This is a genomic window from Arcicella sp. GW458-12-2-14-TSB2, assembly GCF_059423785.1.
In genome coordinates this window covers 14,020-33,560 of the sequence record NZ_JBWKYN010000046.1, presented here as the reverse complement: position 1 = coordinate 33,560, position 19,541 = coordinate 14,020, and the positions used below count along the sequence as shown (strand labels likewise).

The window sequence follows — 19,541 nt, the reverse complement described above, 5'->3', positions numbered from 1 at the left end:
GATGAAATTCATCTGGAGTTTTTTAGTATTCAGTAATTTATTTTTTCTCTATTATTTTCCACAATTTATTAGCAAACTCTTCTCTTAATATTTTGTCTTTGAGTTCATCGTGTAAATCAGAGTAAATTCTACAAGTTTGATTTTCTTCGTCAAGTGAAATTTTAAAATTCAAGTCTAATACATGAGTGGCGTTTTCATTACTATAGCGCCTATATTCTAAATCATCATATTTAACAATTGTAAGACAAATGTAGGTATCTTGGGCTACCTCTTTGAATGATTTTATGGTATAGTTATCTAATTGGAAAGAAGGAGCTATTTTTGATAATGCGTCTCTGATGGAGTTAATATCAATATTCTTTTTAATAACAACTGTTAGGTCGAGAGTTTCAGCAAATGATAAGGCATGAGCATCACTTTGGCTTGTCTCTCGTAATACATCAGATGCCCTTTCAGAGGCCATAAAATTTTTAAAAAGGCGTACAATACCAAAAAGGACAATACCAATAACAATTAAAATTTTCATTGTAGATTAATTTAAAATTAGGGGGTTAGTTAAATATTTATAAAAGTAATTGTTGACTTTGGCATCAATAATGCCAGTCTAAGTTAAATATAAGTAAATAAACTAAACAATAATAAATACAGATTATCTAAAATTGTAAAATTTAGTATATTTTTATCATTTGTTTGTCGTTTATAAACAAAACATAACCCAATAGATTTCCTAATGTTGATTAAAAACTTATTTAAAATCCTTATTGCTTTATGTATATGTTTTCAAGCTTTTTCACAAAAAAAGCTTTTTGAGAAACATTCTGATATTGCCTTTGGCATAGGAACTGCAAATTATTATGGCGACCTAGTTCCAATAAACCGTCCCGTTCAATCTACTATTGATAATCTCCGTTGGAATATTTCTGTTGATTATACAAGACATTTTACACCTCGATTTTCAGGCAATATAGCATTGACTTGGGTGAGAATTGCAGGGGATGACAATAAGCTGGAAGGTGCCCCTTTGTTAGAAAAGTCGTTTATGAGAAATACACATTTCAGAAATGATATTCAAGAGTTATCGTTCAAAGGTATTTTTAATTTAATTAGAGAAAGTGATAGATATCAAAAGAGAGCACAAATAACTCCTTATGTTTTCTTAGGCTTTGCTTTTTTTCACCATAACCCCGTTGCCAGAGTGCCTGCTAGTTATAAAGGGTCAGAAGCATCCCCAGGCGAATGGGTAAGTCTTCAGCCGCTTCATACAGAAGGACAGGGTTTGCCAGGAAACCTTAATAATAAATATGAACTGTTCGCAATGAACTTCCCTCTTGGATTTGGAGTAAAATACAAAATAAATAGAAAAATTGATGTAGGGTTCGAGGTAGGTATTCGCTATAATTTAACGGATTATATTGATGACGTTGGAGGCTATTATACTAGTTACAGTCAAATGTACGCAATTAGTCCCCTTTCTGCTATCATGGGACACCGAGAATACGAATTGATAGCGGCTAATACTGGAAATAACAGAGAGGCTTCTATTAGAAAATATCTGGCCGAAAATATTAACCCAATTTATAGTAATCCTAACCTGACTCCCGCAAGTACCTTCCCTGAAATATTCAGACAAGGCACAGTGAGAGATGGCGCTAGTAAATTGAATGATATTTATTTATTGACTAGCTTCCGTTTAATTTATCACATTGCTCCGAAAATAAAATGCCCCGTAATTCTATAAAACAGTTGTGACTAATTATCAATCAGGACTTTAATTGAATTTCATTAAAAACCATTGGCTTCTCATATAAATTAAATGCACTTCCATTTGCCGTTTCCCTCAAAAATCGCTAATTTAGACTAAACACTAAATTAATGTTTCTTAAAAAAAACTCATTTGTCCTTGAATAACACCGTGGAAGTAAAAGAAATAGACTTAGAGCAAGAACGGAAAGAGATTCTAAAGCGATACCGAAAATTACTCAACATTGCCCGTCCATATTTGCAAGATGATGATGCTAAACTGATAAAAAAAGCTTTCCTATTATCTGCCGAAGCTCATAAAGAGATGAGGAGGAAATCTGGCGAGCCTTATATTTATCATCCTATTGCTGTTGCCCAAATTTGTGTTGAAGAAATAGGCTTGGGGGCAACATCCATCATGTGCGCATTGCTTCATGATGTGGTGGAAGATACTGAGATAGAACTGACAGAAATTGAAGCTATTTTTGGGAAAAATGTAGCCAAAATTATCGATGGTCTTACTAAAATTACGGGCGTTTTTGATTATGGAAGTTCACAACAAGCTGAAAACTTCCGTAAGATGTTACTTACGCTTTCGGATGATATTCGGGTAATTCTTATCAAACTTGCCGACCGTTTGCATAATATGCGAACACTGGGAAGTATGCCTCGTGATAAACAACTCAAAATTAGCTCTGAAACTTTTTATTTATACGCTCCGCTGGCACACCGTTTAGGACTTCATGCTATAAAGTCTGAACTAGAAGACTTGTGTTTGAAATATACTGAGCCAGAAGCGTATAAAGATATTGCCAAAAAATTAAAAGAGACTAAAACATCAAGAGAAAGTTTCATCCAAAACTTTATTCGTCCGATTGAGAAAGACCTTAACATAATGGGGTATAAACACATTGTGAAAGGACGACCGAAATCAATCTATTCTATTTATCACAAGCTCAAGAAGAACAATACTCCCTTTGAGGAAATTTATGACCTTTTTGCGGTGCGGGTAATTTTAGATGTTCCTACTGAATTAGAGAAATCTGCTTGTTGGGCTGTCTACTCGATGGTAACAGACCATTATAAACCCAATCCTGAACGGTTGAAAGATTGGATTTCTAATCCTAAGTCAAATGGATATGAATCGTTACATACTACAGTAATGAGTTCTGGGCGACGTGGACGCTGGGTAGAGGTGCAGATTCGGACAACTCGGATGGATGAAATTGCTGAAAAAGGATTTGCCGCACACTGGAAATATAAAGGAAATGATACGCGTACAAACAAAGCTTTTGAGTCGTGGTTAAGCCAAATTCGGGAAGCATTGGATACTACTGATAAATCACAATCAGCCGTTGAATTGGTTGATGATATTAGAAGTAGTTTATATAACGACGAGATTTTTGTGTACACCCCAAAAGGGAAACTGATTGTATTAAAAGACGGTGCTACAGCATTGGATTTTGCCTTTGAAATTCACTCAGAAGTAGGAGCAAGGTGTATAGGAGCCAAGGTAAATAATAAGCTAGTGCCTTTGAGCCACAAACTCAAGACTGGCGATATTATCGAGTGTATGACCTCGGCAAAGCAAAAGCCATCCGAAGATTGGTTAGCTTTTGTAGCAACGACCAAGGCGAAAGCCCGAATTAAGGATTATATTAAAGAAGCCAACAAACAGCACGTCATCATGGGGCGTGATATGATTGAGCATCGCTTAAAAGTATTGGGTGTAAATACGTTAACCTTAGAAATTACCAATCAACTAAGGGCTTATTTTAATGCCAAGGATACAAACGACTTATTTTATCGTTTTGGAAAAGCATATATTAGCTTAGACGAGATAAAAAAATGGAAGTCTGACCGAGAAGCGCATGAAAGAAAGCAGGCTACAAAGACCATTCAAGAACCGCTAACGAATACTAAAAACATCGTTAAAGAGCTTAAAAAATTGCATGGCGATGTAAAAAATGCGGATGCAATTTTGATTGGTGAAGACATGGATAGAGTAGATTATACCCTAGCCAAATGTTGTAATCCAATTGCGGGAGATACAGTTTTTGGATTTGTTACCATTAACGAAGGCATAAAAATCCATAGAACGTCATGCCCCAATGCTACAGAGCTATTGTCTCGTCATGGCGATAGAGTAATCAAAGCTTTGTGGACGAGCCAAGTGAAAATGTCGTTTGTTGCTCAGTTAATTATTAAAGGCACCGACCGCATGGGCTTGATGAACGATGTAACAAGGGTAATTTCACAAGAGTTAAAAGTAAATATCCAAAATCTTTCGATAGGAGTAAAAGAAGGTATTTTTGAAGGAAAAATAGCATTGATGGTTCAAGATACACAGCATCTTGAGACACTAGTTCACTCTTTAGAGCAAGTAGATGGTGTAATTCAGATTGAAAGAGGAGACTAGAATTTCTTTTTCTCTTAAAAATTGATTTATTTTACTTTTCAAAATTGATTTAGTCTAATTATTAAATCAATAAATTTTATTTTTTGTTTTTCTGAAAATAGTCAGTAATGCCATCAAACGCCACATTAGAGGCAGTAAAGAAGATTTTTACTGCTTATCTTGAAAATAAAAGTCTTCGAAAAACTCCAGAACGATTTGCCATTTTGGAGGAAATTTACACAAGAGATGACCATTTCGATGTGGAGGAACTATATATTTCGATGAAAAATAAGAAATATCAGGTTTCACGTGCTACGGTATATAATACACTTGACGTATTAGTAGAATGTGATTTAGTTTCTAAGCATCAATTTGGGAGAAATCAGGCTCAATACGAAAAATCTTACGGACGTCGCCAACATGACCACCTGATTTGTACAGAATGCCATCATGTTACTGAATTTTGTGACCCAAGAGTACAAACGATACAGTCGATGGTAGGTGAAATGTTACAGTTCAATGTAATGCACCATTCTTTGATTTTTTATGGTGCTTGTACAAAAACAGAATGTGAACATAAAAAAGCGATGTTAGCTGAAAGAGAATTGTCTAGCAGAGAGCATCATTAACAGTATTTATCAACAAAAAGAAAACTGGCGTTTTATTCGAATGATGAATGAAACGCCAGTTTTTGTGTTTTTAGGAATTTTTTTGGAATACTCTTCAACTAAAACTACAGCATTATTGAAATTCTTGTGAGGTTTTATTTTTGTTTGTTTATCTTTGCGACTTTGATTAGGTGGTTTATTCTTTTTTGATTTTTCTGTTTCCTGTCATCTCGACGTCAGGAGGGAACTGGTCTGCCACCGCCAGATACTTCCTTCGTGAGAATGACAACCAAAAAACAAAAAAATGGCAGTAGATGTATTGTTGGGTTTGCAGTGGGGTGATGAAGGAAAGGGTAAAATAGTTGATGTTTTAGCCCCTAAATATCAAGTTGTTGCTCGTTTTCAAGGTGGACCAAACGCTGGGCATACCCTTGAATTCGATGGTTTTAAACATGTTTTGCACCAAATTCCGTCTGGAATTTTCCGTCAGGATGTACAAAACATTATTGGAAATGGTGTTGTGCTTGACCCAATTATTTTCAAAAAAGAAATTGATGGTTTGGCAAAGTATAATTTGAACGTACTTGAAAACCTAGAAGTATCTAAAAAAGCTTCTATCATTCTTCCAACACACCGTTTGTTGGATGCTGCCTATGAAAAAGCAAAAGGCGATGCTAAAATTGGTTCAACGTTAAAAGGTATCGGACCAACTTATACTGATAAAATTTCACGTCAAGGGTTGAGAGTAGGTGATATGATTTCACCAAACTTCAAAGCAAAATATGATGCTTTGGTGGCTCGTCATACTGCAATTTTAGATGTCTATAAGTTTGAATATGATTTAACAGCCGCTGAAGCTGACTTTTTTGAAGCAGTAGAGTTTATGAAACAATTCCGTTTGGTAGATTCTGAATACTCTGTTAATAATGCGATTACTGCTGGCAAAACGATTTTGGCTGAAGGTGCGCAAGGAAGTTTACTAGATGTTGACTTTGGTTCGTACCCATTTGTTACTTCTTCAAACACTATCACGGCAGGTGCTTGTACAGGTTTAGGGGTTGCTCCAAAAAACATTGGTGAAGTTTACGGTATCTTCAAAGCTTATGCTACACGTGTAGGTTCAGGGCCGTTTCCTACGGAATTAATGGATGAAGTAGGCGAAAGAATGCGTCAGGAAGGTCGTGAATTTGGTTCAACTACTGGTCGTCCACGTCGTTGTGGTTGGATTGATTTACCAGCGCTTAAATACGCAATGATGATTAATGGTGTAACGCAATTGGTCATGATGAAGGCTGACGTATTAAATATATTTGAAGAAATAGAAGTGTGCGTTGCTTATAAATTACCAGACGGTACGGTTACAGAGCAATTGCCTTACGATATGACAGATACGATTGTAGAACCAGTATATGAAACATTGAAAGGGTGGAACTGTTCGTTAGAAGGATTAAGAAATTTCGAAAACCTTCCAGCTGAATTAACAGGCTATATTACTTTCTTGGAAGAGAAATTAGGCTTACCAATCAATTTTATCTCTACGGGTCCAGACCGCGACGAATGTGTATTGAAAGGAGCTTTGGCTTAATCCAAAACATAATATTTTCAAAAGGTTCGACAGTTTTTTGTAAATTGTCGAACCTTTTTATTTAATAATAGCAAGATGGTCAAAGAAGTAAGGATACAGAATTATAAATCAGTTCAAGACTTAACTCTTGAATTAGGACGTGTCAATATTTTGATAGGAGCAAACGGTTGTGGGAAAAGTAATATTTTGGAAGCAATTGCTTTTGGCTCAGCTGCGGCTGAAAATAAGTTAGGGAAAGAGTTTTTGAGTGCAAGAGGAATTAGGGTTACTGAATCTGGTTTAATGAGAAGTGGGTTCTCCAAAGAAGCATTCCATAATCCCATCTTAGTAACCTTTGATTTATTTGAAGATAAAGTATTGATTGAAATCAATAGCAATAACGCCTCTTTTTCAGAATGGACAAAGGAAATAAAGAGTGAAAAGATTAATGGCTATCAGAGAAAAATAAATGATATAGAAAGAATTACAAATAATATTACTTCTTATCAAACACATCAATTAGTGGAACTAATAGCCAATTTTATTAATGAAAAATCTTCAACATTAACAAAAGTCGAACAAAAAGTTGACCTTGACCCAGATGCAGTTAAGCAACTATTGAACTTTTTAGAAGATAATAAGTTGCTTATTGAAGACAGTTTAAAAAAAACTACACTTATAAATACATTCCTTATCTACGCCCCAGAAAACACCTTTCTAAGAAAATTTGAAGAAGAATCTCAAATAGAACCTTTAGGAATCAGAGGCGAAGGGCTATTCAAATTGCTTTCTGTGATGAGTCAGGAAACACCAGAGGAATTTCAAGAAGTAATTGAAAATTTGGAATTAATAGATTGGTTTGAAGGCTTTGAAATACCTAAAGATTTAGTGTTTACGGAAAGAAGAATCAGGATAAAAGACCGTTTTTTGGAAGAAGGATTACAATACTTCGACCAACGAAGTGCTAATGAAGGTTTTCTATTTTTGATGTTTTATTTTGCTCTATTTATCTCAAAATATACGCCTAAATTCTTTGCCATAGATAATATTGACACTTCTTTAAATCCAAAATTGTGTAGTGAGTTAATCAAAGTATTGGCAAAATTGGCTAAAAAGCACGATAAACAAGTGATTTTTACAACACATAACCCTGCTGTTTTGGACGGACTCAATTTGAATGATGACGAACAGCGTTTGTTGGTAGTCTCAAGAAATAAAGAGGGACATACCAAAACAAAAAGAGTTCTACCAATTGCTACTCCCGAAGGAGAAATCCCAGTTCGACTTTCAGAACAGTTTATGAGAGGCTACATCGGTGGTTTACCTAAAAACTTTTAAAATTATGACATTATTTGGACTTGTAGCGGAAGGTCCTTCAGACCATGCAGTCTTGGAAAATATTTTAATAGGTTTGTTTGAGGATGATATTTCTGATGAAATAACCCCTTTACAACCTATTCGTGATGCTACTAATGATGATGAAATTAAGAAGTTTGGTGGTTGGTATAAAGTATTTGAATATTGTCGTTCACAAGATTTTAGAGATGCTTTTCAACGCATTCAATATCTCGTTGTTCAAATTGATACTGACGTTTCTGAACAAGTACACTTTGATGTCAAACAAACTAATGAAGAGGGAAGAAAGCTATTACCAGAAGAATTAGTAGAAAAAGTAATTGACAAATTTAAGCTGAGTATTATAGAAGCTTTTGGTCAGGAATTTTTTGATAAAATAACCGACAGAATTGTATTTGCGATTTCTGTTGATGAAATAGAGTGTTGGTTATTACCACTTTATTACACTGATAAAATCAAAGAGGCTATCAATAATTGCGATTATAGACTTCACCAAAAAGCTGGAAAGTTTGAGAAGAATTATAACGACTACGATAAGGTTTCAAAAGACTATCGTAAAAGTAAAGTGTTGATGAAAGTATATCAATCAAATCCCAGCTTAAAAATTTTCATCGAATCCGTTTTAGAGAAAAAGATTACCCCATGATATATACAGAAGAAAACATAGAAGCTTTCAACGAACAAGCTCGTTTGAAGTTTCCCGAAAATAAAAAGTTTTTTGATAGACTTAAAAATAAAAAAATCAAAAAGTTGGATGAAGCTTTTCATCCTGTGCATGAAGATGTTTTTGATGAAGTAGATTGCTTGAAATGTGGAAATTGCTGTAAAACTACCAGCCCAATCTTTACGGATATTGATATTGACAGAATCGCGAAACATTTGCGTATTCGTCCTGCTCAGTTAGTAAAAGAGCATTTGCATCTGGATAGCGACCACGACTATGTGCTGAATTCCTCGCCTTGTACTTTCTTAGGTTCAGATAATTATTGTTCAATTTATGACTTTAGACCTAAGGCTTGCAGAGAATATCCACATACAGATCGTAAGAATATTGCTGGAATTTTACCCCTTACTTTAGAAAATACAAAAGTTTGTCCAGCAGTTTTTGAAATAGTAGAACAACTTAAAAAAGCAGGTCTGGGGAATAAGGGCGGAATCGTTGAGTAGTTATAGCTATAAAAAATGCTAAAAAAGTACAAATAGTTCCCATCAATAATACAGGATAGTACATAAAAAGACGTAAATCGTTTTTAGTTTGTATTATTGACTGATAAAAATTCCGTATTTTTGAGACCACAAAACTTTTACTATCACTATACAATAAAAAATAATGGCGGCAGTCGAGTACTTAGGCATAGACATTGGTGGAACGAATGTCAAGATGGGCATCGTAAATTCAGAAACAGGACAAATTTCTAATTTTTATAGTCACGATACTGTGAGCTGGCGAAAATCAGGACATTTCGAAGACCGTCTCGGAGAAGCAATAGGTTTACAACTTATTGATAATAAAAATATCACTAAAGTAGGAATCGGCTTACCGGGAATGATTAATTCGGCTAGAGTAACGCCAATTGAAATTACGGCAATCCCTGAGTTGAACAATGTTCCTTTGGTTGAGATACTTAAAAAACGCTTCCCAGCAGTAGATTTTTTCCTTGAAAATGATGCAAATGCAGCAGCTTTAGGAGAATTCTATTTTGGTGAAGATCGTATTGACGAAAGCTATATCTTTATTACTTTAGGGACTGGTGTAGGTGGTGCAGCCATCATTGGTAAAAAAGTATTTAGTGGCGGTAGAGGTAATGCGATGGAACCAGGGCATACGCCTTCAGTAAATGGCAAGGTTTTAGAGAGAAACATTGGTAAAAATGAATTGTTAGACCTTGCTAATACAATGAGAAAAGAATTCAGAGGTGTTACTCAACTACCCGATGATGGAACTATCTCAACAACAGGATTAGTAGCGTCTGCTTCAGAAGGAGATGCATTAGCTTTACAGGTATTTACGAAAGTAGGAGAATTGCTTGGCGAAAATTTATGTCACTTAGTAGCCATCCTTGATATCAATTTAATTTTGATTGGTGGAGGGTTGTCAGCTTCGTTTGACTATATTTTACCATCAATTACATCTACAATGGAACGCTGGTTAACCAAATATCATGCCGACGGATTAACCATTAAACGTGCTACTTTGGGTAATGATGCAGGTCTTTTAGGGGCTGCTTCATTATGTTTTTAATAATATTCTTTAAATAATTATAGTAAATCTTTTCATAGTAATGCGGTATTAAAAAAATGTTTGATAATCTAATTTTTATCATCATCTTTGCACCGTTTTTCTAACCAAAAATCGTTCTAAAAATGGCAGACATTGCAGAAAAAGTAAAAGGCATTATCGTCGAGAAGTTGGGCGTTGACGCAGCAGAAGTTACTCCAGAGGCTTCATTCACAAATGATTTGGGTGCAGACTCATTGGATACAGTAGAATTAATCATGGAATTCGAAAAGGAATTTAACGTTTCTATTCCTGATGATCAAGCTGAAAATATCCAAACAGTTGGTCAGGCAATCACATATCTTGAAGAAAACGCCAAGTAATCTGAACTTCTTTATGTGCTAATTTGAAAGTAAAATTATTGATTCTACCTGAACTATAGTTTTATGACAGATTAGCACATTTTTATTGATTTTCAGGTTAATTATGCTCAAATTTGAGTATTAATTTATATGCTTAGATAAAAGCCAAAGGATTTAAAGATTAAGAAGTGTTCAAAACAGATAAATTGGATGGTATTTTTTCCTCTAATTTTATCTATCATCTTTTATCTAATACTTAGTTAAATTTTATTTTTCTCATGAAGAGTTTTAAAAGAGTAGTCGTAACGGGAATAGGTGCTTTGACTCCTATCGGAAATACTGTACCAGAATATTGGGATGGACTAAAAAATGGAGTCAGTGGTTGCGATAATATCACAAAATTTGATGCTTCAAAATTTCGTACTCGCTTTGCTTGCGAATTGAAAAATTTTGATGTTACAAAATTTATTCCTCGCCAAGATGCTCGTCGGATGGATCAGTTTACTCAATATGCAGTAGTTGCGGCTGATGAAGCTATTGTAGATTCAGGACTTGACCTTGAAAATATAGATAAAAATAAAGTTGGGGTAATTTGGGGTTCTGGTATCGGAGGCTTAAAAACTTTTGAAGAAGAAATGATTTACTTCGGAAAAGGGGATGGCACGCCAAAAATCAATCCTTTCTTTATTCCAAAAATGATTGCCGATTCGGCATCGGGTAATATTTCAATTCGTCATGGTTTCCGTGGGCCAAACTACGTAACTGTTTCGGCTTGTTCATCTGCCAATAATGCGATTATTGATGCTTTTAATTATATCAGATTAGGGCGTATTAATATTTGTGTGACTGGCGGCTCTGAAGCAGCAGTAACGATTGCCAGTGTGGGTGGTTTTACAGCCATGCGTGCGATGTCTGAACGCAATGATGACCCTAAAACAGCTTCACGTCCTTATGATAAAGATCGTGACGGTTTTGTCGTAGGTGAAGGTGCAGGAGCATTAATCTTAGAAGATTATGACCATGCGGTTGCTCGTGGAGCAAAAATTTATGCTGAGTTAATCGGCGGAGGGTTCTCTTCTGATGCTTACCATATTACCGCACCACACCCAGATGGTTATGGCGCATTACTTTCGATGAAAGATGCCCTTGATGATGCTGGAATCCAACCAGAAGAAGTAGATTATATCAATACACATGGTACATCTACCCCTCTTGGTGACCCACAAGAGTTGAAAGCAATTGTAGATTTATTTGGAGAACATGCTTATAAAATGAACATAAGTTCGACAAAATCTATGACTGGTCACTTATTAGGTGGAGCAGGTGCTATTGAAGCGGTGGCTTCAATCTTAGCAATACAGCATCAACTTGTACCTCCAACGATTAACCATTTTACGGAAGATCCAGAAGTTGACAATCGTTTAAATTTGACTTTGAATAAAGCTCAAGAAAGAAAAATAGATGTTGTTTTAAGTAATGGATTTGGCTTTGGAGGTCATAATGCTACGGTTATATTCAAAAAAATATAGTTTTTAGTTGATAGGGGAATAGGGGATAATTGATAGTAGTTAAGGCGAAGTCAAATTTTTTTATTAATGTTGCAATCTCATTCAATCAGCTTTAGCTATTAGGTTTTAACTATCAATTATCATTTTAGAAATATGCTATCACCAATTATTGATTTTTTTTCAAGTGATCCTAAAGACAAGAAGTTAAAAAATGCAGTAGAACATATTATCGGGGAGAATCCCTCGAATTTAATGCTGTATCGATTAGCTTTTATGCACTCTTCGGTATCCAAAGAAACAATCGCTAAAGGTTACAAGGATTCTAATGAAAGACTTGAATTTTTAGGAGACTCAGTATTAGGGATGATTACAGCAGAATATTTGTTTAAAAAATTCCCTTTTAAAGACGAAGGTTTTTTAACCGAAATTCGTTCGAGAATGGTTAGTCGTGAATCTTTGAATGTAGTAGCTAGAAAAATTGGTCTGGATAGGCTTGTTGAATATGATGGTAACCGTAAAACCGTACTTACCAGAACATCAATGTATGGCGATGCATTAGAAGCGTTAATCGGAGCCATTTACTTAGACAAGGGTTTTCGTTTTACAAGGTCGTTTATTATCAAAAAAATACTTACGCAGCATTTTGATATTGAGACTGTTGTACAAAATAACCCTAATTTTAAATCAATAGTCATAGAATGGGCTCAGCGCGAAGGCAAACCTATTAGGTTTGAAATCATCGAAGAGGGCTCAAAACATAATAAAGAATTTACAGCGACCATTTTTGTGAATGAAGAAGCCTTTTCGATAGGGCAGGGATATTCCAAAAAGAAAGCCGAGCAGACAGCCGCCATGAAGGCTTGCGAAAAGCTAGAAATTAGTTAATAAGAAATTATTTCAAGAAAAAAGCCCGAGAAAATTTATTTCTTCGGGCTTTTTTTATTGCTTGTTTCATGGGATAAAACTGACCCAAACTGTACCTTTTAAATTGCCTTTACACTTTTTATTGAATTTGAAGGTTAATTTAACATCATTGGCATAGTAATCACCTCGGTAAACTGTATCGATATCAGTACTTTTAGAAAGTTTAATTACGTTTGTAGTGTTGGACATTAAAATGTCGGTATCTTCGCTTATTTCCCCTTCTATTGCTACAGCAATGTAGGTGTAATTATCATGCTCAGGGAAAGTATGCTCAAATACATATTGTCCATTAATAGGATTAATCTCAAATTTTGCTTTATGACTCGTAAACATTGGTAAAATAAATAAGAATGATAAAATTAAAACAATCATTCCTAATACCACATATAGTATTCCTTTTAGTAGAGGTTTAATTAATTCCATAATTTGGGTTATTTAGCTATTTAAAACACAATTTTCTATATCAAACAAGCGTAATATGTGAAGGTATTATTGCAATTTACATAATCGTTACCAAGAGTGGGTGTACTGATGAACCATTTTCAATAGTATAATTAATTCACCTATTGATAGGTATTGTAAATCTTTGGTTCAATTTTTGCGATTATTTAGCTAAAATGCTTATTAGTAACGATTTATTTTGATTCATGTAATCTCCCTTCTTTCTGATTCATTAATACATTAACTTTGCTAATAAGTAGTATTATTTTATTACGGTATCTCAAATAGATTTAAAAAGACCCTCTAAGAAATCATGAAGTTAGACTTTTCGGCAATCGAAAATTATGGACAAAAATATGCTAACCAAGTTTGTGATGACTTTTTTAATAGAACTGCCACAATCAATGGACAACAAATTTTAAAACTTAGCAATGTTGCGCAAGTAAATATGTTTGTTGTAAGCGATTTGTTTGAGAAATGGAAAGCTGATACAGAAGCCTTTAAAAGTCCTTACTTTAATTTTGATAGTGACGACGTTAAAGCTGCCTTGAAGACTTTCATGAATACGGCTTCACAAAATATCATGGTGAAACGAGAGCATTTTGAACCGATGTTATCGAAAGCTGTTGTGAAAACCATTATTTTATTACTTGATCCAAGTAAATACTTTGATGATTTTGTAAGAGATTCTCCAGAATTTACACTTACCAAAGAACGTTTAGCACAACTCGCAAAATATACCAAGATTAACAGCCACATTGCTAAATCAATGACCGAAAAAATGGGCAATGATGATAAAGTATATGTAACTGTTGCTTTGAATTGGCTAAAAGAAATTAGCGACAACGTAGCGTTTGAAAATGTTGATAAGTACCTTGAAACGTTAGCAGCTAAAGTACCTTTCAAAAAAGAAGATTTTATAAAAGCTTCAGCGAGACCCGTAGAAGAAGCTCCTGTTAAAAAGGTAGCACAATCTTTTTTTGACATTGAGGATGATTTAGATGATGAAAATGCTCCGCTACCAACTGTTGATAAAATTCAAGCTGAAATAGATAGAAAAGGTACGCCTGCGGAGATGAAATTGCCAGGCTTAGATCGCCTAAATGATACCTTCGTAGGAGATTTACCAACGGTTAATGATTTATTGAAGAGAGATAACGTAGCGGGGGGAACACCTTTGGCTGATTTAGCTTTCAATCGTCCTATTAAAAGCATTGCCGATGGGGTAAGCCTCAATCAGAAATTCGTTTTTATTGGTAAATTATTTGATGGTGACATCAATGCATATAGCAATGCCATTGATAAAATAGATGCTTGTAGTAATCTTTCGGATGCTAAGAATTATATGAATAAACATTTAGCACCTAAATACAATTGGATTTCGGTTGCTGAAGAAGCTAATGATTTTTTAGAAGTAGTTGCTAGAAAATTTCATTAAAAATAATTAAATTGTTGGTATAAAGTCCTTTAGATGATGCTTTTGAGAATAATTACTCAAAGCATCATTTTTTTGTACTGCACTTTAACAATTTATTATGAAAAAATATCTACTCCTGTTCATGAGCATTCTTTATTATGCTCATGTAAACGCTCAGGATTATTCTACTAAAGAAAATAATATACGAAACCTTATTCAGGAAATCATGGGAAATCCCGTTGATGGTATTTCTGAAGACCTGTTTGAATCTCTTTACCAGAATTATCTGAATCCACTGGATTTAAATACTGTCTCTCGCCCCGAGCTCGCTTCTTTGTACATACTTTCTGAAAAACAACTCAATTCCTTCTTTAACTACCGTGATAAAGCAGGAAAATTCCTATCTATTTATGAATTACAAGCCATTTCTGATTTTGATTTAGCGACTATTTATAAATTTATCCCTTTCGTTACAGTAAAAGCTGATGGACTATCGACTAAAGACTTTCAAGATAGTTGGCAAAAAGCCAATCAGTACTTATTGCTTAGATACACTCAATACGTAGAAACGAAGAAAGGCTTTACTGAGCCTGATTCTCGGAGTAAGGTAAGGTATGAAGGCTCGCCCATGAAATTATATGCTCGTTATAAAATCTCATTGCCAAAGAATTTTAGTGCTGGCTTTACTGTCGAAAAAGATGAAGGCGAAAGTCAGTTGACCGATTTTACTTCCTTTCACTTTCAAATTCAAAATAAAGGGCATTGGAAAAATATTAACCTAGGCGACTATCAATTACAGTTTGGTCAAGGATTGATTGCTGCTGCTGGCTTCTATTTAGGGAAGGGCTCAGAAACGGTACTTACTACTCGTAGAAATCATTTAGGCGTTCGTCCTTATACATCGGTTATGGAAAGCAATTTTTTTAGAGGAGGTGCGGCTACTTATCAATTCAAAGCTTTTGAAATGACAGGTTTTTATTCCCGAGTAAATCGGGATGCGAATTTGGCTTTAGATAAAAATACAAATGCCAATTATGTTACTTCATTACAAACAGCAGGGTTGCATAGAACATCTTCTGAAATTGCTGATAAAAGGTCGTTGATGGAAGAAAACTTTGGAGGAGATATTACCTTCAATAATAAAACGAATACTTTTCAAGCTGGGATTACTTTATTGAAAACCAATTTTAGTTTACCACTGGTAAAAGCCGATAAGGTGTATAATCAATATGAGTTTTCGGGACAAGATAATCTTTTGACTGGTCTTCATTGGAGTTATAATTATCAGAATTATAATTTTTTTGGAGAGGCCGCTCGCTCGACAAGTGGCGGTATTGGTGCTGTAACGGGTGTTTTAGCAAGCCTAAGTAATCGGACTGATATATCGGTTTTATTAAGAAATTATGATAAAGATTTTCATAGTTTTTATGGTAATGGTTTTTCCGAAAATTCCCGCAATATCAATGAACGAGGAATCTATTCCGGGATAAAGCATTCATTTAATAAAAAGTGGTCTGCTTCGGCTTATTTCGATTATTTTTACTTTCCTTGGTACAGATACCTCGTCGATAAACAACCGACTACGGGTTTTGATTATTTAGGAAGAATCACTTTTCAGCCTTCTAAAAAACTCCAAGCCTATTTACAATTCAGACAAGAGGACAAAGAAGAGAATACTAAAATTACAGAAACCTATCTGGATAAAGGCAAAGAAAAAACCAGAGAAATTACCGTAGTAAGAGAAAGAAGTAAAAGGGCATTGCTGGCGAATATAAACTACAGGATGTCTAAAACATGGGAGTTTCAGACGAGGGCATCTTTCAGTACTTTTCAGTTTGAAGGACAAAGCTTGACAAAGGGCTTTGCCATTGCGCAGGACGTAAATGCTGATTTAGGACGGTTATCATTATCTGGTAGAATTGCCTATTTCAATACAGATGATTATGATAACCGACAATATTTTTATGAGCAGGATGTTCTCTATTCTTTTTCTTTTCCAGCATATTATCAACACGGCTTTCGACATTATCTCTTGGCAAAATACAAAGTCAGTCGAAATGTAGATGCTTGGGTTCGCTGGGCGAGAACAGATTTGTTAGGAGATGATGCTACTTTTGGCTCAGGATTAGAAGAAATTTTAGCATCACATCGCTCAGAAGTAAAAGTACAGTTGAGGTTGCATTTTTAAAATAGCGATACGCATTGAGCTTTGAGGGATGAGCTTTTTATTAAATATTCTGTATGAACGAAGAGGGAAAATACATTTACCAAAGCAAAGCTTTTTCATTACGTCCTTTTCAAGATGGGGACCAAGCATCATTAGTAAGTCATGCTAATAATATCAAGATATTTAATAATGTGCGTGATTCCTTTCCACATCCTTATACGCATGATGATGCAGTTTGGTGGGTAGATGCCAACAAAAAGATAGATAAGCCCATTAATTCTTTAGCGATTGTCATTGAAGGAAAGGTAGTAGGAGGGATTGGTATTATTTTGGGTAATGATATTTATCGTATCAGCGCTGAAATAGGATATTGGTTAGGAGAAGCCTATTGGGGTAAAGGAATAATGCCTGAAGCGGTAAAAGCAATGACCGATTATGTGTTTAAAAATTTCCCAGAAGTCATCAGAATTTGGGCTGGCATATTTGAATACAACAAAGCCTCTATGCGAGTATTAGAAAAAGCAGGCTATCAATTAGAAAGCATCCAACCAAAAGCATCTATTAAAAATGGGGAGGTGATTGATAACTATTTGTATGTTTGTTTTAGGGAAGCAGATAGCTAAAAATACTGAAGACATGGCATCAAGTCATTTTTTGGCATTATCCATAAATCTTTTCAAAATATTTATTAATCAACTTAAGATTTATAAGGTTTACTTATCTTGGGTATTAGAAAATTTCAAACTTTGACCAGCGTAGTTATTTATGAAAGTAATAAGAGAGTTAGGTATATATACGCGTAGAGAAGGTTCATTTATTCGAAGTATTGAAATTAATTTATCACCTGATACATTAATTGAATTGTTTTCAATTGATTTAAAAAAAGACCCACATGTTTACATGATTTATGAAGTTAGTTATGACCAGTATGTGAAACTATCAATTTTAGTACCTCAAATATCATTATTTAATTTCGATGAGTATAGTATCTATTATGAATGTTTTCAAGGGCCTGATTGGTTAAAGTGAGTATTTTATTGCTTTTATGCAGACCTTGTAGCAAGTTGGGGGTAAGACTACCGAGATTATAGAAAAATAGAAAAAATATGAATAAATTTAGAATTTCAATCTTCATTCTGATAATTGCACTTTTGACAAGTTGTGAGTTTATCAATGACAGTTTTTCATTTAAAGATAAGACAAAAGAGTTTGTCGAAGCTCTAATGAAAAAAGACTATGACAAATGTATTTCACAAATGGCTTTGGAAAGTGAAATGGGCAAAAATACAAACCTTGATACACTAAAAGTAGGTTTAGACGAATTTCGTGGTTTATTAGAACGAAGCTTTGGAAGTAAGTTTGAGTACTCACTTATCGAGTCACTAAAAAAGCGTTCGACAGATGCAAGAGAAAATACCCCTCCCAATACTACACAAGCATTAATTGAATTTTCAAACGACAAATATATTGGTATTTTTAAAGTCCTTTTTGACGACAAATCAAAAAAGATAATAATCATTAAAGCGCTTGATATAAAAAAGCCTAAACCAAATATGTTAATCTTTTGGCTATTGAGTGTTATCCCTTTGACTGTTTTATTATTCAACATTTATGTAGTTCGTAAAATCAAGAAAAGTAGCTTGCCAAAAAAATGGTTGAAATATTTAGCGGTTCTATTTTTCAACGTACCTGCGATTTCTTATGCTGCAGTTGATGGATTTTCATTCAATCTTATAAGCTTTCAAATACTTTTTGGAGTAAGCTATATGGTAGGGGGATATCTTGGTACAGTTTGGACAATTGGAATTCCATTCGGAGGGTTTTATTGGTTAAGAAAACTAAAACAACTAGAAGACGAAGAAATTTATAATGCAGAAACTTATAATTTATATACTGGACTAGATTTAGATAATACAAATAACGAAGCAAACAAGGAATAAATTAACAAAAAATAAACCTATCCATATATAGGTTTGGCAAAATAATCCTTTTTTACTCTCGTTGCTTATTGTTTATTAGTAAATTTTCTCTTGCTGTTCCAAGTCTCCAACTGGTCTTAGGCTCTCCTAAGACCTAAAACATGGAAGAGCGTCCCGCTCGAAATTTGTTAAGATAGTTTAAATTATTCGTGGAGACGTATATAATGGCAAGGAAAAAGTGGTTATAAAGTATTCACGTATTGATGTGTTTGCCTTAGTTTTAATGCTTAAGTTTTACAATAAAAACGACTATGAAAAAAATATTAATCATTTTGTTTGGGGTATTTGCATTTGAAGGATATTCACAAACTCACAAGGTTATCGTAAATCCAGACGGTACGCATTCAATACTTATTGATAACGGTGGTGCTAAAATAATTGTGAATCCTAATGGAACGCATTCACAAGTTGTTGGCGAAGGTACTATCAAGACAATCGTGAATCCTGATGGAACGCATTCTACGCTTATTGACAACGACAACGCTATTACTAAAACAATAACGAAACCACAAAGGAGACAACCCACAGTTATTGGCAACGGGACTATTAAAACAATCGAGAATCCTGATGGAACGCAAACCATTATTATTGGTAATGGTAATACCAAAGCAATTGTAAATCCAGACGGAACGCTTCATGCAATTATTGAGAACGATAGTATTACGACAATCGTAGATTCAAATAAAAACAAGCAGCATAGAAAAAGAGCGAAAGCAAAAAAATACTGAAAATATATAAAAAGAAGATGATAAGAGTATCCCTCGCTGTTCTAATTCTTTCCGCTATGTGTAACAATAAATAGCCTGTAGCTTCCCTCGCTTTTCCAAGTCTTTTTCGACTTGGAACGATAAATAAAATG

The 19,541-nt window shown here is 34.5% G+C and carries 18 protein-coding genes; 16 read left to right on the top strand and 2 right to left on the bottom strand.

Features of this window, described 5'->3' with window-relative positions; all coding sequences use genetic code 11:
- Positions 1-37: 37 nt before the first annotated feature.
- Positions 38-526 (bottom strand): hypothetical protein, encoded by a 489-nt coding sequence (locus tag AC07XN_RS09030; protein ID WP_494742794.1) that lies wholly within the window; start codon positions 524-526, stop codon positions 38-40.
- 204 nt (positions 527-730) lie between these two features.
- Between AC07XN_RS09030 and AC07XN_RS09025 the strand changes: the two genes are divergently transcribed.
- From AC07XN_RS09025 to rnc, 11 genes are all read left to right on the top strand, one after another.
- Positions 731-1,738, top strand: coding sequence for a DUF6089 family protein (locus AC07XN_RS09025; RefSeq protein ID WP_494742793.1), 1,008 nt, complete (start codon positions 731-733; stop codon positions 1,736-1,738).
- 162 nt (positions 1,739-1,900) lie between these two features.
- Entirely contained in the window at positions 1,901-4,159 is a 2,259-nt protein-coding gene (locus AC07XN_RS09020; RefSeq protein WP_309912877.1) for a RelA/SpoT family protein, read from the top strand.
- Between the two features lie 107 nt (positions 4,160-4,266).
- Entirely contained in the window at positions 4,267-4,767 is a 501-nt protein-coding gene (locus AC07XN_RS09015) for a Fur family transcriptional regulator (RefSeq protein ID WP_309912874.1), read from the top strand.
- A 283-nt stretch (positions 4,768-5,050) separates the two neighbouring features.
- Positions 5,051-6,331 carry an adenylosuccinate synthase gene (locus AC07XN_RS09010; protein ID WP_309912871.1) on the top strand — a complete coding sequence of 427 codons (1,281 nt, stop codon included), beginning with the start codon at positions 5,051-5,053 and terminating at the stop codon, positions 6,329-6,331.
- Between the two features lie 75 nt (positions 6,332-6,406).
- Positions 6,407-7,648 carry an AAA family ATPase gene (locus AC07XN_RS09005; RefSeq protein WP_494742792.1) on the top strand — a complete coding sequence of 414 codons (1,242 nt, stop codon included), beginning with the start codon at positions 6,407-6,409 and terminating at the stop codon, positions 7,646-7,648.
- A 4-nt stretch (positions 7,649-7,652) separates the two neighbouring features.
- Complete coding sequence (locus AC07XN_RS09000; protein WP_494742791.1) at positions 7,653-8,312, top strand: hypothetical protein; 660 nt, start codon at positions 7,653-7,655, stop codon at positions 8,310-8,312.
- A complete protein-coding gene (locus AC07XN_RS08995) occupies positions 8,309-8,833 on the top strand; it encodes a YkgJ family cysteine cluster protein (RefSeq protein ID WP_309912868.1) in 525 nt (174 codons plus the stop codon). Before AC07XN_RS09000 ends, AC07XN_RS08995 begins: the two co-directional genes overlap by 4 nt.
- Before the next feature lie 163 nt (positions 8,834-8,996).
- Positions 8,997-9,908, top strand: coding sequence for an ROK family protein (locus AC07XN_RS08990; RefSeq protein ID WP_309912865.1), 912 nt, complete (start codon positions 8,997-8,999; stop codon positions 9,906-9,908).
- A 122-nt stretch (positions 9,909-10,030) separates the two neighbouring features.
- Positions 10,031-10,267, top strand: coding sequence for an acyl carrier protein (locus tag AC07XN_RS08985; RefSeq protein ID WP_184128888.1), 237 nt, complete (start codon positions 10,031-10,033; stop codon positions 10,265-10,267).
- Between the two features lie 257 nt (positions 10,268-10,524).
- Positions 10,525-11,775: a beta-ketoacyl-ACP synthase II gene (fabF, locus tag AC07XN_RS08980; protein ID WP_309912862.1), complete on the top strand. Its 1,251-nt coding sequence runs from the start codon at positions 10,525-10,527 to the stop codon at positions 11,773-11,775.
- 132 nt (positions 11,776-11,907) lie between these two features.
- Positions 11,908-12,639, top strand: coding sequence for a ribonuclease III (gene rnc, locus AC07XN_RS08975; protein WP_184128894.1), 732 nt, complete (start codon positions 11,908-11,910; stop codon positions 12,637-12,639).
- A 66-nt stretch (positions 12,640-12,705) separates the two neighbouring features.
- On the opposite strand, the gene AC07XN_RS08970 is transcribed toward rnc, so the two are convergent.
- Complete coding sequence (locus AC07XN_RS08970) at positions 12,706-13,101, bottom strand: hypothetical protein (RefSeq protein WP_323246383.1); 396 nt, start codon at positions 13,099-13,101, stop codon at positions 12,706-12,708.
- Positions 13,102-13,432: 331 nt separating this feature from the next.
- On the opposite strand from AC07XN_RS08970, the gene AC07XN_RS08965 reads away from it, so the two are divergent.
- The 5 genes from AC07XN_RS08965 (at position 13,433) to AC07XN_RS08945 (ending at position 19,410) form a co-directional block, all read left to right on the top strand.
- Positions 13,433-14,557: a DUF8457 domain-containing protein gene (locus AC07XN_RS08965; protein ID WP_494742790.1), complete on the top strand. Its 1,125-nt coding sequence runs from the start codon at positions 13,433-13,435 to the stop codon at positions 14,555-14,557.
- Positions 14,558-14,654: 97 nt separating this feature from the next.
- The gene (locus tag AC07XN_RS08960) at positions 14,655-16,724 is read left to right on the top strand and encodes a ComEA family DNA-binding protein (RefSeq protein WP_494742789.1); all 2,070 of its coding nucleotides are present in this window, start codon (positions 14,655-14,657) and stop codon (positions 16,722-16,724) included.
- Between the two features lie 53 nt (positions 16,725-16,777).
- Entirely contained in the window at positions 16,778-17,326 is a 549-nt protein-coding gene (locus tag AC07XN_RS08955) for a GNAT family N-acetyltransferase (RefSeq protein WP_494742788.1), read from the top strand.
- A gap of 483 nt (positions 17,327-17,809) precedes the next feature.
- A complete protein-coding gene (locus AC07XN_RS08950) occupies positions 17,810-18,643 on the top strand; it encodes a hypothetical protein (protein WP_494742787.1) in 834 nt (277 codons plus the stop codon).
- A 290-nt stretch (positions 18,644-18,933) separates the two neighbouring features.
- Positions 18,934-19,410, top strand: a complete 477-nt coding sequence (locus tag AC07XN_RS08945) for a hypothetical protein (protein ID WP_309912838.1) — start codon at positions 18,934-18,936, stop codon at positions 19,408-19,410.
- Positions 19,411-19,541: the final 131 nt, after the last annotated feature.

Coding starts and splice junctions, on each gene's coding strand:
- AC07XN_RS08990 (WP_309912865.1), top strand. CDS start 8,997: ATGGCGGCAGTCGAGTACTTAGGCATAGACATTGGTGGAACGAATGTC.
- AC07XN_RS08960 (WP_494742789.1), top strand. CDS start 14,655: ATGAAAAAATATCTACTCCTGTTCATGAGCATTCTTTATTATGCTCAT.
- AC07XN_RS09005 (WP_494742792.1), top strand. CDS start 6,407: ATGGTCAAAGAAGTAAGGATACAGAATTATAAATCAGTTCAAGACTTA.
- AC07XN_RS08955 (WP_494742788.1), top strand. CDS start 16,778: ATGAACGAAGAGGGAAAATACATTTACCAAAGCAAAGCTTTTTCATTA.
- rnc (WP_184128894.1), top strand. CDS start 11,908: ATGCTATCACCAATTATTGATTTTTTTTCAAGTGATCCTAAAGACAAG.
- AC07XN_RS09025 (WP_494742793.1), top strand. CDS start 731: ATGTTGATTAAAAACTTATTTAAAATCCTTATTGCTTTATGTATATGT.
- AC07XN_RS09030 (WP_494742794.1), bottom strand. CDS start 526: ATGAAAATTTTAATTGTTATTGGTATTGTCCTTTTTGGTATTGTACGC.
- fabF (WP_309912862.1), top strand. CDS start 10,525: ATGAAGAGTTTTAAAAGAGTAGTCGTAACGGGAATAGGTGCTTTGACT.
- AC07XN_RS09015 (WP_309912874.1), top strand. CDS start 4,267: ATGCCATCAAACGCCACATTAGAGGCAGTAAAGAAGATTTTTACTGCT.
- AC07XN_RS08965 (WP_494742790.1), top strand. CDS start 13,433: ATGAAGTTAGACTTTTCGGCAATCGAAAATTATGGACAAAAATATGCT.
- AC07XN_RS08995 (WP_309912868.1), top strand. CDS start 8,309: ATGATATATACAGAAGAAAACATAGAAGCTTTCAACGAACAAGCTCGT.
- AC07XN_RS08970 (WP_323246383.1), bottom strand. CDS start 13,101: ATGGAATTAATTAAACCTCTACTAAAAGGAATACTATATGTGGTATTA.
- AC07XN_RS08945 (WP_309912838.1), top strand. CDS start 18,934: ATGAAAAAAATATTAATCATTTTGTTTGGGGTATTTGCATTTGAAGGA.
- AC07XN_RS08950 (WP_494742787.1), top strand. CDS start 17,810: ATGAATAAATTTAGAATTTCAATCTTCATTCTGATAATTGCACTTTTG.
- AC07XN_RS08985 (WP_184128888.1), top strand. CDS start 10,031: ATGGCAGACATTGCAGAAAAAGTAAAAGGCATTATCGTCGAGAAGTTG.
- AC07XN_RS09000 (WP_494742791.1), top strand. CDS start 7,653: ATGACATTATTTGGACTTGTAGCGGAAGGTCCTTCAGACCATGCAGTC.
- AC07XN_RS09010 (WP_309912871.1), top strand. CDS start 5,051: ATGGCAGTAGATGTATTGTTGGGTTTGCAGTGGGGTGATGAAGGAAAG.